Raw genomic sequence first — 14345 nt, 5'->3', positions numbered from 1 at the left:
CCCGCCTCGTACGTCGAATCCTTGAGGCACAGGCCGGCCTCGGCCGTGATCAGCGCTGCAATCTCGGCGGTGCGCGAGCGCACGATGTCGGCCGCGCGACGCAGGATCGCCGCGCGATCGTGACGCGTGAGCGTCGGCCGGTAGGCACGCGCGGCCGCGAACGCGCAGCGCACGTCGTCCAGCGTCGCCTTCGGCACGGTGCCGACCAGCGAACCGTCGTATGGGTTGCGCACTTCGATTACCGCGTCCCGGCGAATCCGTTCGCCGTCGATTCGCAGTGCTTCACGACGAATCTCGCGGACCTCCGTCGATGCTGCAATGGCGTTCATGAGTGTGTCCCCTTACGGATGCGTGCACGTCACTGCAGATGGTTGAGCGCGATGTCGATGATGTCGAAGTTGCGCAGTCGCGCGCGGCCCGTGACGTCGCTGGCGACCGGCTTGCTGAAGATCAGCGGCACGATCTGCTCGGAGATCCCGCCGTGCGAACGCAGCGGCACGTCGAGGCCCGACAGGTCGTGCTTGACGCGGCACGTGCCGAGCACGACGTCCTGCTTCGAGATCACGATCAGGTCGCCCATCCGCGCCGGCGGCAGCTCGAAGCGCGCGCAGCCGTCGGCGCCCGTCAGCACGACCTCGATGCCGTCGATCGCGGCGAGCCGTGCGCACAGCGCCTCGGCATCGGCCGTCGCCGGCACATAGACGGTCGCGAACGAGCCGAGCGCGCCGTGATGCACCACGTATGGATCGGTAATCGGCAGGATCACGCGCGCCGTATCCTCGCCGAGCCACTCGTCGAACAGCTCCTGCAGGTAGATCACGTTCGGCTCGCCGGTTTCATCGTCGTGCTTCGCGTTCATCCCGTGGTCGGCCGTGATCGCGACGATTGCGCCGAGCTCGTCGAGGCGCTGCAGGTAGGTGTCCATCATCGCGTAGAACGCGTTCGCGCCCTCCGTGCCGGGCGCACACTTGTGCTGCACGTAGTCGGTCGTCGACAGGTACATCAGGTCGATCGGGCGCGTCTCGAGCAGGCGCACGCCGGCCGCGAACACGAATTCCGACAGGTCCGCGCTGTACACGCTCGGCACCGGCTTGCCGGCCAGCTCGAGCACGTTGTCGATGCCGTTTTCCTCGACGCTCGCCTCATCGGCCTTTTCCGACGAGAAGCAGATGCCCTTCAGCCCCTTGCCGAGCAGGCGGCGCAGCTTGTCCTTCGCGGTGACGACCGCGACGCGCGCGCCCCGCTCCGCGAAGGTCGCGAGCACGGTGGGCGCGACGAGGTACTTCGGATCGTTCATCAGCACCTCGGCGCCGGTGTCGCGATCGTAGAAGTAGTTGCCGCTTATCCCGTGGATCGCCGGCGGCACGCCGGTAACAATCGACAGGTTGTTCGGGTTCGTGAAGCTCGGCACCACGCACTCGCCCTTGAGCGCCGTGCCCGGCTTCAGCAGCGTGCGCAGGAACGGCGCGACGCCGGCCTCGGCCGCTTCTTCCAGATATTCGTATGCGCAGCCATCGACGCAGACCACCACCACGGGCCGGCTCATCCAGTTGTAGCGGCGGCCGTTCACTTCCACGGATACAGGCGTTTCAGTCATGACGTTCATTCCTTTCAGGTCGACGGGTAGAGCCGTCGGCGCCCGTGTCGCGCCGAAGGGAGGTGTTTTCCATGCCTGACATTAAAATTGATGATCTGTAGATTGTCAACAACATGCAGAGAACAGAAAGCAAAAGGCGAGGGGGTGAAGAACAGGAAGGAAGGTGATTACCCGGCCGCCTCGTGCCGCGGCGTGGTTTTTATCAGGCGGTCAAAAAGCGCGGCTACATTCGGTCTCGGGGCAAGCTCGCCCAGGTCGACGCGTTCCGCGTCGGCTGCTTCGCCCACGTCGGCGAAGCCGGTATTCCGGGAGCAGTCGCCGCGATCACCGACACGCTGAAGGCGATGAGCGTGCGCCGCATGGCCGCGCGCGGCCCGCTCGGCCATTTCCCGCCGGAGCCGATCCGCTATGTCGGCGCGCACGTCGTGCGCAATGCGATCCGCCGCAAGGAGCGCGCGGAGGACGAGAGCCGGCAGCCGTCGGTGGTCGATACGTGGCTGGCGAAGTTTGCGAGTGCGGCGGGGAAGGCGGACAAGGCGTGACGGGCGAGTGCAATGCGGCGGGGAGCAGGAAAGGCCAGCGGCTCGCCAGCACCATCACGTCGCCAGCTTCTGTCGAACCCGCACATCGACCGGACAACAAGTGAGGGAATCCCGCTAATAGAACAAGCCCAATCCATGGCGCCGCGTTTGTTCCTAAACGAGATACTCCCGGCGAAAACAATCACGCATCTATAAGACAAGTCTCATCTAAAATAGAATTTATAAAACAACATACTGCACTACGAATTTTATTTTTGCCATTTCATTATCTCGGTTTTATTATATAAAGTCGCATGACAGGATTTAAAAAATTCGACAAATAGAAACCATTCTTTTCTTTCATGCACTCATCAATAACCATCGAAATCTTGATTAGCGACTCCCGCTCCGTCTCAAGAGGGTCACAGTTCGGACATGCCGTAATTGCGGTCGATGGAGTCGTATATGGTAGAGCGCACCCCGGATGGGACGTCGATAACATCCTGAACCACCTAAATCGCCAGCAGACCAAGATGCAACGCGATACGATCGGCTATCTCCTCCATACATCCAAGGATGATAAAAGGATCATCGTCTCCGAGATAAAAAGGCGACGACGCGAAAACAAGCCATACTCTCTCGTCGACAATAATTGCTCATCGAACATAGCCGAAGTACTTGGCAAGGCGGGAATTCTGGCTTATGACCCACGGTGGCAACTGCCTGGTATCATAGCCCCCGCAGACTTGATGACCGGTCTCCGCCATTCGAAACGCCTGATTGGAATCCGACGATATCCGAAGAAATGAAACGTCTCCTGCTATTGGCCACACTCACTTTGATGATCAGCGCGTGCTCGAAATACAAAGATGAGGAATGGACGGCGCTTCAAGATATGCCTGCGTTTGCCGAACCAAACGACGACAGGACCCAACCGATCTTTACGATCAGGAAAGGCGAGTCTTGTGTTCCACTGATGGATCGTGTTGCCAAAATCTACGCATACACGCAAGTGGACTGCAAATCTGGTACCGGCTGGGTGCTGGATGATGTCTTCGACAAACGACATCGCAAATAATCACCTGCTGGCGATCATGGTATTTGGCCCGGGCCACGTCGATTTCGACCGAGGCTACGCCCGCCCGGCGTAACGAGCGGCCGGCCCGTAACCGAGCGGTGTGTGACGGCACGCACCGTGTCCGTTCACGCGCCGGTCTTCTCCCGCGCCGCCTTGCCCGTAGCAGGCAGCCCCTGCTCGTGCGTGCGCCGCATCCGCGCGAGGCCGTGCGCAACGTGCTCGCGCACGAGCGCGACCGCCTGCTCCTCGTCGCCGCCCGCGAGCGCCTGCACGATCTTGTCGTGCTCGGCGGCGGACACGGCGATCGCATCCTCCTCGGCCTCGATCGCGGCCTGGCGCAGCAGGCCGAGCTGGCGTACGAGCCGGCGGTAGGTATCGGTGAGATGCGTGTTGCCGACGCCGACGACCATCGCATCGTGGAACTGCACGTTCAGCTCGGTATAGCGCGTGACGTCGTGCGCCTTCGCGGCGCCCTTCATCGACTGGATGATGCCCTTCAGCACCTTCAGCGTGTCGGGCGAGATGCGCTTCGCGAGCGCGCGCGCAACCGACTCGTCGAGCATCGCGCGCACTTCGTAGATCTCCTCGGCCTCGCGCAGCGGCACGACGCGCACGGTCACACCGCGGTTCTTCTCGTTACGCAGCAGCCCGGCCTGCTCGAGCGCGCGGAACGCCTCGCGCACCGGGCCGCGCGACACGTTCAGCTTGGTCGCGATATCGACTTCGTTGAGCTTCTCGCCGGGCGCGTATTCGCCGGACACGATCGCCCGCTCGAGCATGTCCTGGACGATCATCGCGAGCGACTGGCTTTGCAGGAGTTCGATGGCGCTGAGCGCGTTCGGGGCTGTCATGGTCGGGCAGGCAGCAAGGCTGCGGTAGAGAACGAGGGCGCCATATCGGCGAATGGTCGTTGTATACCCTCGACCCGGCACATTGTCAACAGTCTTCAGTTTCCAAAAACCAATTCCGCCTGCCGGAATGCAACCGAAACGCAGCCGGCAGGCGGCGGTCGCGCGGGGGCGCCGACCTCGCCCGCATCGCGCGACGCGTGCCGGCCGTCAGGCCGTGTGCTTCACCGGCCCCGGATCGCTCTGGCTCGGCCGGCCCGTCTCGACGTGGCCCGCGAAGCGGCGCACGACCTTGTCGTCGCCGCCGCGCAGCGTCGTCGCGGTGATCGTCAGATCGTACCAGCCGTGGCTCGACGACAGCTCGAAGTGATCCTCGACGCGCTCGCCCGGCTCCAGCGTGTAGGTCCGCGCATGCTTGTGGCTGTATGCGTTGTCGACCGTCACGCGGCACGTCGCACGCCCGCTGTTGCGCAGTTGCAGGTACACGTGGCGGTTGCGCACGTCGTAGCCGATCTTCGCTTCCGGGTTCGCGTGGCGGCCGTCCGCGGCGAGCCGCGTGTTGCCCTGGAACTCGCACAGATAGCCGTTCGGGCCGTACGCCGCGAGATGGTAGTCGCCGCGCGCGGCCGACGTGTTCCACGTGTCGACGAAGCGGTCGTGCGCAGACACCGCGTAACGGCGCGGCGGCGTCGCCGGGTTGCGGCGGTCGTACACGTAGAACGCCGCGCCTGCGTCACCGGTGTTCGCGAAGTCGAGCGATACGGTGTCGTCGTGCCCGCTCACGCGGCTGTGCACGAACAGCTCGTACGGCAGCGCACGCGCGGGACGCGTGCCGGGCTCCTGCGCCGGCATCGACTGCTGCGCGGGCACCTGGTACGCCTGGCCGGCCGTCGCGATGTGCTGCGGCACCGTGAAGCTCACCGTGCGCGTGTCGGGGCGCGCGGAGAAGTCGAACGCCGACGTGAGGTCGCCGCAGATCGAGCGGCGCCATGCGCTGATGTTCGGCTCCTTCACACCGAAGCGCGCTTCGAGGAAACGCAGCACCGACGTATGGTCGAACGTCTCCGAGCAGACCCAGCCGCCCTTCGTCCACGGCGAGATGATGATCAGCGGCACGCGCGGCCCGAGGCCGATCGGCTGGATGCCGCCCGGGTCGGCGCCCGGCACGAGCGGGCTCATTTCGCCCGGGTACTTGTTCAGGTCGAGCAGCTCGTCGCCGAGATTCGACAGCAGGTTCGACGACACGATGCCCTGGCCGCCCACGCCGCTCGTCACTGGCGGCACCGGCGGCACGACGTGGTCGAACAGCCCGTCGTTCTCGTCGTAGTTGAGGATGAACACCGTCTTCGCCCACACCTCGGGGTTCGACGTGAGCGCCTCGAGCACCATGTTGATGTAGAACGCGCCGTCGGTCGGCGATGCCTGCGGGTGCTCGCTGTACTTGTACGGCGACACGATCCACGACACCTGCGGCAGCCGGTTCGCCTGCACGTCGGCCTTCAGCTCGGCGAGCGTGTGGTCCGATGCACCCTTGTCGACCAGCGGGCCGCTCGCGCCCTCCTTCACCTGGAAGCGCTTGAAGAACATCAGCGAGTTGTCGGTGTAGTTGTCGGTCGGGTCGCCCGGGATGCCCGTGCCGCCCTGGTACACCTTCCAGCTGATCTTCGCGTCCTCGAGGCGCTCAGCGTAGGTCGTCCACGTGTAGCCGTTCACGTCGTCGCGCTCGCCGATGCCCGGGCCATTCGGCGGGTTGCCGTAGATGTTGCGCGGGTCGACCGTGCCGGTCCACAGGTAGATGCGGTTCGGCGCCGTGTCGGCGTGCGCGGAACAGAAGTACGAATCGCAGATCGTGAACGCGTCGGCCAATGCGTAGTGGTACGTGAGATCCTGGCGCTTCAGGTAGCCCATCGTCAGCACGTCCTGCTTCTGGTTCACCCACTGGTCCCACTGGCCGTTGTTCCAGGACAGGTGGCCGCTGCTCCAGCCGTGGTTGGTGCCCGGCTGGAATTCGGTCGTCTGCTTCGGATCGAGGTAGAACGGCAGCACGTACGGCGCCGACGGATCGAGGCCGCGCGAATGGTAGTTCTTCGTGAACACCGACGCCGGCGGCTGCTGCCACACCGGTGCGCCGCTCGGCAGCAGGTGCGGGCGCGGATCATTGAAGCCGCGCACGCCGCGCAGCCCGCCGAAGTAATGGTCGAACGAGCGGTTTTCCTGCATGAAGATCACGACGTGTTCGACGTCGCGGATCGTGCCCGTGCGATAGGCAGCCGGCATCGCCAGCGCATTGCGGATCGCGGGCGGGAAGCCCGCATAGGCGGCCATCGCGCCGGCCGACTGCGCGGCGAGGCGCAGGAAATCGCGTCGATTGTTCGAGGACATGAAGAGAACCCTGTTGTCGGTGGGAGTGGGGGCGCCGGTCGAGCGGGGCCGGCGATTGCGGCATTACCGTTATTACCCCGCACCGGCATGTCCCGGCCGTGACCGGTTCCCGCAGGTTTCTTTGGGTTACCCCCAAGAATCTTTCGAAGCAGCGCACGACGCGCCTTTCATCCGGCCGACACATGCATGCGCTACGCTGACGCGCGATGAAGAGGGGGGAGAAGCCGAGTCGTGTTCGATCAGCTGAAGGCGTTCCACGCGACCGTCCGGCAGGGCAGCATCACGCGCGCTGCGCGCCACCTGGGCGTGAGCCAGCCGACGATTGCCGCGCAGATCCGGCAGGTCGAGCAGGTGTACGGCGTCGAGCTGTTCTACCGCAGCGGGCGCAAGCTCGAGGTCACCGAGACGGGCATCGAGCTGCTGCCGCTCGTCGAGAAGATGATCGCGCTCGAGGCGCAGGCCGACATCATGCTGCGCAACGTCGGCGGCCTGTTCGAAGGCCACCTGCGGATCGGCGCGACGGGGCCGTACTACATCATGGACGCGGTCGGCCGCTTCTCGAACGCGCATCCGTCGATCGCGCTCACGTGCCGGATCGGCAACTCCGAGGAGATCCTGCAGGCGCTGCAGGAATTCCGCATCGATCTCGCGGTATCGTCGCAGCGCAACGATGCCGAAGGCCTCGAACGCAAGGTGATCTCGACCGACCCGCTCGTGCTCGTCGTGCATCGCACGCATCCGCTCGCGCGTTTCGACGCGATCGATCCGGCGCAGCTCGCCGACGTGCGGCTGCTGATTCGCGAGGAAGGCTCGGTCACGCGCCGCTGCACGGAGACGATCCTCGCGGCGGCCGGTGTCGCGGCCGTCTCGGTTGCCGAGATCGGCAGCCGCGAAGCGATCCGCGAGGCGATCCTGCACGGCGTGGGCGGCAGCCTGTTTCCGCTCGGCGAGGCCGAGCGCCATCCTGACCTGCGCGTGATCGCGCTGCGCGGCGTCGACACGACGATCGACGAATACGTGTACTACCTGAAAGCGCGCCGCCAGAGCCCCGCGATCGATGCGTTCCTCGCGTGCATCCTGCCGGCCGGCAGCGACACGGCCGAGACGAATGAAGCAGGACGAACGGCGCGGCGGGCGAACGCGCGCTGAACTGCCGCGCGTTCGCCGGTTCCGCACTTGACTGGCGTTTTTCCGCGCCTTCCCTCGTTTTTCCGCGTGCCTTCCTTCTGTCGTTGCGCTCACCTCACTTCGGCAGTGCCGGAATCATCCAAGTCAGTACGTGCTGCTGCAGGAACACGAGCACGCCAAGCAGCAGCGTGAGGATCACGCTATGCCAGAACGTGCGCGCGAACACGACACCTTCCTGCCCCTTCAGGTCCGTCGTCGACACACCCGTCGCGATGTTCTGCGGCGAGATCATCTTGCCCATCACGCCGCCCGACGAGTTGGTCGCGGCCATCAGCACCGGATCGAGGCCGAGCTGCCGGGCGGCCACGACCTGCAGGTTGCCGAACAGCGCGTTGCCCGACGTGTCGCTGCCGGACAGGAACACGGCGATCCAGCCGAGTGACGCGGACACGAGCGGGAACAGCGCGCCCGTCGACGCAACGCCCGTGCCGAGCGTGTAGCTGATCCCCGAGTAGTTCAGCAGGTACGCGAGCCCGACGATCATCATCACCGTGACGATCGCGATCCACGTCTGCCGCCAGGTCTTGGCCACGCATTCGAAGAAATCGCCCACGCCGGTGCGCGTCAGCGCGGCCGTGATGATCGCCGACACCAGGATTGCGGTGCCCGTGCCGAGCGGCTGGAAGTCCCAGATCGCCGCATACGGCTTGTGGTACAGCGACACGAACACCGCGTTGTGCAGGCCGGGCCACTTGATCTTCACGTCGCCGATCGCCGCGATGTTCGCGTGCACCCACACGATCACGACCACCGACACGACGAGCCACGGCAGCCAGCCGCCGAAGCCCGCACGCGCGGCGCCGGCCGTTGCCGGCACGCTGCGTGCGAGTGCGTATTGCGGATCGGGCTGCGGCTTCCACACCTGCAGGAAACCGATCGTGACGATCAGCGATGTGAGCGACGACAACACGTCGGTGAGCTGGTAGCCGAGGAAGTTCGACGTGACGAACTGCGCGATCGCGAAGCTGCCGCCCGACACGAGCAGCGCCGGCCACAGCTTCGAGATCGAGCGCAGCCCGCCGTACGCGCCCACCACGTAGAACGGCAGCAGGAGTGCGAAGAACGGCAGCTGGCGGCCGACCATCTGCGCGAGCGTTGCGGGCGGCAACGACGTCACCGCGCCGAGCACGGTGATCGGCACGCCGAGCGCGCCGAACGCGACCGGTGCCGTGTTGAACAGCAGCGTATAGGTGAGCGCTTCGAGCGCGGGGAAACCGAGCGCGATCAGCAGTGCGCTCGTGATCGCGACCGGCGTGCCGAAACCCGAGATCCCTTCGAGCAGGCAGCCGAACGAGAACGCGACGACGAGCAGCACGAGGCGGCGATCGTCGGGCAGGTTGTCGAGCATCCACTGCCGGAACTGGTCGAAGCGGCCCGACTTCACCGCGATGTTGTACAGCAGCAGCGCGTTGAAGACGATCCACATCACGGGCACGACCGCGAGCGCCATGCCCGCGCCGACCGCGTTGAACGCGAGCCCGGCCGGCATGCCCCATGCGCCGATCGCGACCGCGAGGCCGGCGACGAGCCCGGCGAGCGAGGCCTGCCACGCGGGGCGGCGCAGCACGCCAAGCGCGATCAGCGCGACCGCGATCGGGATCGCGGCGACGAGGAAGGACAGCAGCAGCGAGTTCGCGACCGGCGTCAACGGCTGCGCGAAGACGATGCCGGGCGGTAGGGCGTCGGTGGGGTTCATCGTGTCTCCAAAGTCGACCCGGGTTGGCATCGGGATGCCCCGGGTTCGGTACAAGGCGATGTCCTGCAGTCGCGGCAACGATCAGGCGCTTGCGCGCGCAACGACGTCGCACGGCCAACCGATCAGTCGCTTAAAAGAGGTTAGGAGGCGCGCGGCGCTTGTACAAGGAGGACAAGCCCGATGCGTGCCGACCCGATACAGACCGGCCGCCACACGCTGACCGGCAGTGGGCAGGCGGCTGTCGCAGCCGACAGGAAGCCCGTCACGATCGGCTCACCGGCGCAGCGCGACGCCGCCACCTGCGCAATGTTGCACATGCGGCAAAGGTGCCTGACGGCGGGCGGGATGTTTCGTTTGGCGTCCGAAGCCTAGACTGGCCACATCGATTCCACGCGCGCCGGCAACGACGCGGCACTGGAATCTCACGGAGTGAACGCGATGAAGACGATGAAACAGGTGGCGTGCGCATTCGTGCTGATCGGCACGGCATTCGCCGCTCACGCGCAGGCCGCGTCGACACTGACGCGCGCCGAGGTCCGCCAGGAACTCGTGGAGCTGCAGGCCGCCGGCTACCGGACGAGCCTCGCGAGCAGTCCCGACTTTCCGGAAAACATGCAGGCGATCATGCACCGTGCCGCGCAGGCGCGCGGCGAGGACGCCGGCTACGGCAGCGACGGCGGGGCAAACGTGGAATCGGGCAAGCCGGCGCTGCCGCACGCGATCGATCGCGGCACATACGCACACCATTGACGGCTGATCGATCCGGATCGAGCGCGCAACGGCGCGCCCCGACCGGCGACGGAGATGCGCATCGTGCACCGCGCCGACCGGCGCGATGCGCGTGCGCCAAGCATCACACGCTGAAGCGGTTCAGCGTATAGGCACGATAGGCCGCGACGAACGCGTCGAACGATCCGGCCTCCTTCGCTTCGAGCTCGGCCTGCTCGGCCAGCGACTTCGCGGCGAGCGCCTGCTCGGTGCGCAGCGTGTCCGCCGACGGCGGATGCGCGCGGAAATGCGCGGCATGCGCTTCGCTCTGCGCCAGCGCGAACCCGAGGAACGACTGCCCCCGCTCGCGCATCGTGCGCAGCACGTGCGCGGACGGCGTGCGCTCCGGATCGGCGAGCTTCTCGCGTTGCGCGGCGATCGCGCGCGCATGCTCGTCGCCGCCGCGGATTTCGTCGAGACGGCGGCCGACGGTTTCGATATCGGCCATCAGCTCGTCCGCCCACGCGCGCATCGTGATCGACTGGCCGTCGCGCTCCAGCGTGAGCCCCGGCTTGCGCCCTTCCATCGTCACGCTGCCGAAGTTCGCGTTCGCTTCCTTGTACGCAGGGCAATCGAGCGCCGGGCTCTCGTCGAGCGCGCACGCGAGCAGGAACGCGTCGATGAAGCGTGCGGTCTCCAGCGCGATGCCGGTCGGCTCGAACGGATCGATGTCGAGACAGCGCACCTCGATGTACTGCACGCCGCGCGACGCGAGCGCATGCAGCGGCCGCTCGCCCGAATACGTGACACGCTTCGGCCGGATCGTCGAGTAGAACTCGTTCTCGATCTGCAGCACGTTCGTGTTGATCTGGATCCACTCGCCGTCGCGATGCGTGCCGATCGCCTCGTAGGCCGGGTACGGCTCGCTCACGGCCTTCGACAGTGCGTCGAGATAGCCGGGCAGCGTGTTGTAGTCGACGTGCAGCGCGGCCTGGGCAGTCGTGTTCGAGTAGCCGAGATCGCTCATCCGCAGGCTCGTCGCATACGGCAGGTACAGCGTATCGGCATCGAACGTGTCGAGCTTGTGCGGCTTGCCGCGCAGGAACTTCGTATCGAGCGCGGGCGATGCGCCGAACAGGTACATCAGCAACCAGCTGCGGCGGCGGAAGTTGCGAATCTGCGCGAGATAGCGCTCCGACTGGTAATCGACGAGCGTGGCCGTCGAGCCTTCTTCCGCATGCAGGCGCCGCCACACTTCCTCGTGCAGCGAGTAGTTGTAGTGGATGCCGGCGATGCACTGCATCGTGCGGCCGTAGCGATACGCGAGGCCGCGCCGGTACACCGTTTTCAGGCGGCCGATGTTCGACGTGCCGTAGTCGGCGATCGGAATCTGGTCGTCGGCCGGCAGCAGGCCGGGCATCGAGTCGTTCCACAGCATCTCGTCGCCGAGCGACGCATACACGTAGCGGTGGAGATCGTCGAGACGTTCGAGCGTGATCGACGCGTCGCGCTCCGCGGGCGTGATCAGCTCGATCAGCGCTTCGGAATAGTCGGTCGTCAGCGACGGATGCGTGAGCGCCGAACCGAGCGCGCGCGGATGCGGCGTGAACGCGATCATCCCGTCGCGCGTCACGCGCAGGCTTTCCTTTTCGATGCCGCGCAGGCCGTCGGGCAGATGCTGCCGCGTCGGGCCCGAGCTCAGCGCTTCGAGGCGATTCAGCAGCAGTTCGGACTGGCGGTGAGTCATGGTGTTCGACATGGAGACGCAAGTGCGTGACGGCCGCGCGCAGAACGCCGCGCGCGGCCGGCTGGATTGTTGGTCGCTTCGTTGGTAGCGGGCACTTTAACATCTCGCCGGAACACGCGCTTGAGGTGGCTCCGGGCACGGTGCGCAGGCCGGAACGGGCCGCCGGACGGGCCGGTCGCGGCGATCGCCGCGTTTGCGACCGGTTCCGGGCGGCGGCAACGGGCACGCCGGTTATGCGAATTCGTCCGACGGAACGTGATGCGCGAACGGGTGGCGGCAGGTGCAACCGTGCCGCCGAACCGGCCGGGGAAAGCGAGGTAAGTGTGTGTCGCGCATCCGGCATTCGGCAGGCGACGGATGCGCGACATTGGCGTGGCGGCCGGTGCCCGGCGGCTAGCCTGAGAATGTCGGCACGACCTGCGCAACGGGTTGCATCGCGGCCTCGCCAGGTCGCACCCGGCCGCGAGCCTCAGCGATCACCCGCCGCGCGCGCCGCCCGCCCGGTCGGCCACTTCGTTCCACAGGTGCAGCGCCGCGTACGCACGCCACGGGCGCCAGCCTTCGGTGCGGCGCTTCTGGGTCGCGAGCCGGTCGAGCGCCGGATCGCGCGCAGCGATCGACTGCATCAGCACGAGATCCGAAGCCGGCCATGCGTCCGGATCGCGCCACGCGCGCATCGCGATGTATTCGACGGTCCACGGGCCGATGCCGGGCAGATCGAGCCACGCACTGCGCAGCGTCGCGAGATCGGCGTGCTCGCGATCGACCGGCACGTCGCCGGCCGCCACCGCGCGCGCCACGCCCGTCAGCGCCGCCACCCGCTTGCCGGGCATCCCGATCTTGTCGAGATCGCATGCAGCCAGTGCGTCGGGCGTCGGGAAACGCCACGCGGGCGCGCCGTCGTCTTCATGAACCACACGCTCGCCGGCCCGCTCGACGAGCCGGCCGACGATCGTCGTCGCGGCCTTCACGCTCACCTGCTGGCCGACGATCGCGCGCACGGCCAGCTCGAACCCCGACCATGCGCCCGGCACGCGCAGCCCCGGCGCGGCCTCGACGAGCGGCGCGAACCACGGATCGCGCGCCAGCCCGCTGCCGATGGCAGCCGGATCGGCGCCGAGGTCGAACATCGTCGCGACGCGCGTGACGAACGCGTCATCGACATGCCGCGCGACCGCGCCTTCGACCGTCGCGACCAGGCAATGCTTGCGCGGATGTTTCGCGACCGTGAGCCGGCCGGCGTCGCCGTGCAGGTCGACGATGCGGCGATACACGCCGTCCGCCACCTGCTCGACACCCGGAATCGCGCGCCCGCTGAAGAAGCGCAGCACGCGCGCCCAGTCGTAAGGTGCATTGAAGCGCAGTTCCATTTGCGCGGACGGCGGCACCTGGCCGCCGTTCGCGATGGATGTAATCGTCGTTTTTGCGATGCTCAAACTGCGCTGCCCTCCGCAACGGATTCGGTTTCATCGTCGTGTACATGCCGCGCCTCGGACGCGAGCAGCGTCGCCTTGCGGCGCACGCCCCAACGATACCCCGAAAGCGCACCGCCCTTTTGCACGACGCGGTGGCACGGGATCGCGAGCGCGACCGGGTTCGACGCGCATGCGGACGCGACGGCCCGCACCGCGCGCGGCGCGCCCAGCGCCTCGGCGATCTCCGAGTAGCTGCGCGTTTCGCCGTACGGAATATGCGTCAGTGCCTCCCATACGCGCTGCTGGAACGCGGTCGGCGCGATGTCGAGCGGCAGGTCGAACGCGTGCCGCGTGCCGTCCAGGTACGCGCGAATCTGCGCGACGAACGGCGCGAGCCGTGCCGACGCTTCGACCAGCTCGGCACGCGCGAACGCATCCTTCAGCTCGCCGACGAGCGCTGCCGGTTCGTCGCCGAACGCGATCCGGCAGATGCCCTGTTCGGTCGCGGCGACGAGCACCGTGCCGAGCGACGTCGACGCGGTCGCATAGTCGATCCGCAGGCCGGCACCCTGGCGGCGGAACGCCGACGGCGCCATCCCGAGCTCGCGCGGCACCGATGCATAGAGCCGCGACGGCGAGTTGAAGCCCGCGTCGACGGCCGCCTGCGTGACCGGCTGCCCGCTTTGCAGCGCCTGCCGAAGCGCGGCGCCGCGCTGCGCGGCCTGGTATTGCCGCGGCGACACGCCGACCACGCGCTTGAAGAGCCGCTGAAGATGAAACGGGCTCACGTGCACGGCATCGCTCAATTGCTGCAACGTAAGCCGCTCCGCATGAGCGTCGAGCACCGCGCACGCGCGGTTGACGATCTCGAGCTCGCGCGGCAGCCCTTCCGGCTGGCAGCGCTTGCAGGGCCGGAAGCCGGCCGCACGCGCGGCGGCCGGATCGGCGAAGAAGGACACATTTTCGCGGCGCGGCAGCCGCGACGCGCAGGTCGGGCGGCAGAACACGCCGGTCGTGCTCACGGCGTAGAAGAACGCGCCGTCCGCATGCGGATCGCGCTCGGTGACGGCGCCCCAGCGGGCATCATCGGTCGGATAGGCGGTTTTCATCTGAACCTCGCACTCTCTAGTGTAGATGGTGCCTACTCTAGACATCGGCATGTGCC

Annotated in this window: 11 protein-coding genes and 1 pseudogene; 4 read left to right on the top strand and 8 right to left on the bottom strand. The window is 66.7% G+C overall.

Features of this window, described 5'->3' with window-relative positions; translation table 11 throughout:
* Both B7G54_RS34970 and phnA read right to left on the bottom strand, forming a co-directional pair.
* On the bottom strand, nt 1-329 hold a 329-nt coding region (locus B7G54_RS34970; protein WP_133059254.1), incomplete at its 3' end, for an aldehyde dehydrogenase family protein.
* Nucleotides 330-358: 29 nt separating this feature from the next.
* A complete protein-coding gene (phnA, locus tag B7G54_RS34965) occupies nt 359-1597 on the bottom strand; it encodes a phosphonoacetate hydrolase (protein ID WP_085043258.1) in 1239 nt (412 codons plus the stop codon).
* Nucleotides 1598-1950: 353 nt separating this feature from the next.
* Between phnA and B7G54_RS40290 the strand changes: the two are divergent.
* Both B7G54_RS40290 and B7G54_RS34955 read left to right on the top strand, forming a co-directional pair.
* Nucleotides 1951-2139: pseudogene (locus B7G54_RS40290) on the top strand (FAD-dependent oxidoreductase); the annotation flags it as partial.
* A gap of 784 nt (nt 2140-2923) precedes the next feature.
* Complete coding sequence (locus tag B7G54_RS34955; RefSeq protein WP_085043251.1) at nt 2924-3196, top strand: hypothetical protein; 273 nt, start codon at nt 2924-2926, stop codon at nt 3194-3196.
* 125 nt (nt 3197-3321) lie between these two features.
* On the opposite strand, the gene B7G54_RS34950 is transcribed toward B7G54_RS34955, so the two are convergent.
* Both B7G54_RS34950 and B7G54_RS34945 read right to left on the bottom strand, forming a co-directional pair.
* Nucleotides 3322-4047, bottom strand: coding sequence for a phosphonate utilization associated transcriptional regulator (locus B7G54_RS34950; RefSeq protein ID WP_085043250.1), 726 nt, complete (start codon nt 4045-4047; stop codon nt 3322-3324).
* Nucleotides 4048-4254: 207 nt separating this feature from the next.
* Nucleotides 4255-6426, bottom strand: coding sequence for a phosphocholine-specific phospholipase C (locus tag B7G54_RS34945; protein ID WP_085043249.1), 2172 nt, complete (start codon nt 6424-6426; stop codon nt 4255-4257).
* 231 nt (nt 6427-6657) lie between these two features.
* On the opposite strand from B7G54_RS34945, the gene B7G54_RS34940 reads away from it, so the two are divergent.
* Nucleotides 6658-7575: a LysR family transcriptional regulator gene (locus B7G54_RS34940; protein WP_085043248.1), complete on the top strand. Its 918-nt coding sequence runs from the start codon at nt 6658-6660 to the stop codon at nt 7573-7575.
* Between the two features lie 94 nt (nt 7576-7669).
* Here B7G54_RS34940 and B7G54_RS34935 read toward each other — a convergent pair whose 3' ends face one another.
* On the bottom strand, nt 7670-9310 hold the full coding sequence (locus B7G54_RS34935) for an L-lactate permease (RefSeq protein WP_085043247.1): 1641 nt from the start codon (nt 9308-9310) through the stop codon (nt 7670-7672).
* A gap of 438 nt (nt 9311-9748) precedes the next feature.
* On the opposite strand from B7G54_RS34935, the gene B7G54_RS34930 reads away from it, so the two are divergent.
* A complete protein-coding gene (locus B7G54_RS34930; protein WP_085043257.1) occupies nt 9749-10060 on the top strand; it encodes a DUF4148 domain-containing protein in 312 nt (103 codons plus the stop codon).
* Between the two features lie 103 nt (nt 10061-10163).
* Here the strand turns inward: B7G54_RS34930 and gshA are convergent, their stop codons facing one another.
* The 3 genes from gshA to ada form a co-directional block, all read right to left on the bottom strand.
* Nucleotides 10164-11777 (bottom strand): glutamate--cysteine ligase, encoded by a 1614-nt coding sequence (gene gshA, locus B7G54_RS34925; RefSeq protein ID WP_085043246.1) that lies wholly within the window; start codon nt 11775-11777, stop codon nt 10164-10166.
* A 464-nt stretch (nt 11778-12241) separates the two neighbouring features.
* Nucleotides 12242-13201: a DNA-3-methyladenine glycosylase family protein gene (locus tag B7G54_RS34915; RefSeq protein WP_085043245.1), complete on the bottom strand. Its 960-nt coding sequence runs from the start codon at nt 13199-13201 to the stop codon at nt 12242-12244.
* Nucleotides 13198-14289, bottom strand: coding sequence for a bifunctional DNA-binding transcriptional regulator/O6-methylguanine-DNA methyltransferase Ada (gene ada / locus B7G54_RS34910; RefSeq protein WP_085043244.1), 1092 nt, complete (start codon nt 14287-14289; stop codon nt 13198-13200). The genes B7G54_RS34915 and ada overlap by 4 nt, the downstream gene beginning before the upstream one ends.
* Between the last annotated feature and the right edge of the window lie 56 nt (nt 14290-14345).

Source organism: Burkholderia puraquae, assembly GCF_002099195.1.
Lineage (GTDB): Bacteria > Pseudomonadota > Gammaproteobacteria > Burkholderiales > Burkholderiaceae > Burkholderia > Burkholderia puraquae.
Note: the sequence above shows the minus strand (reverse complement) of the source record. Positions and strands in the feature narration are given on the sequence as shown.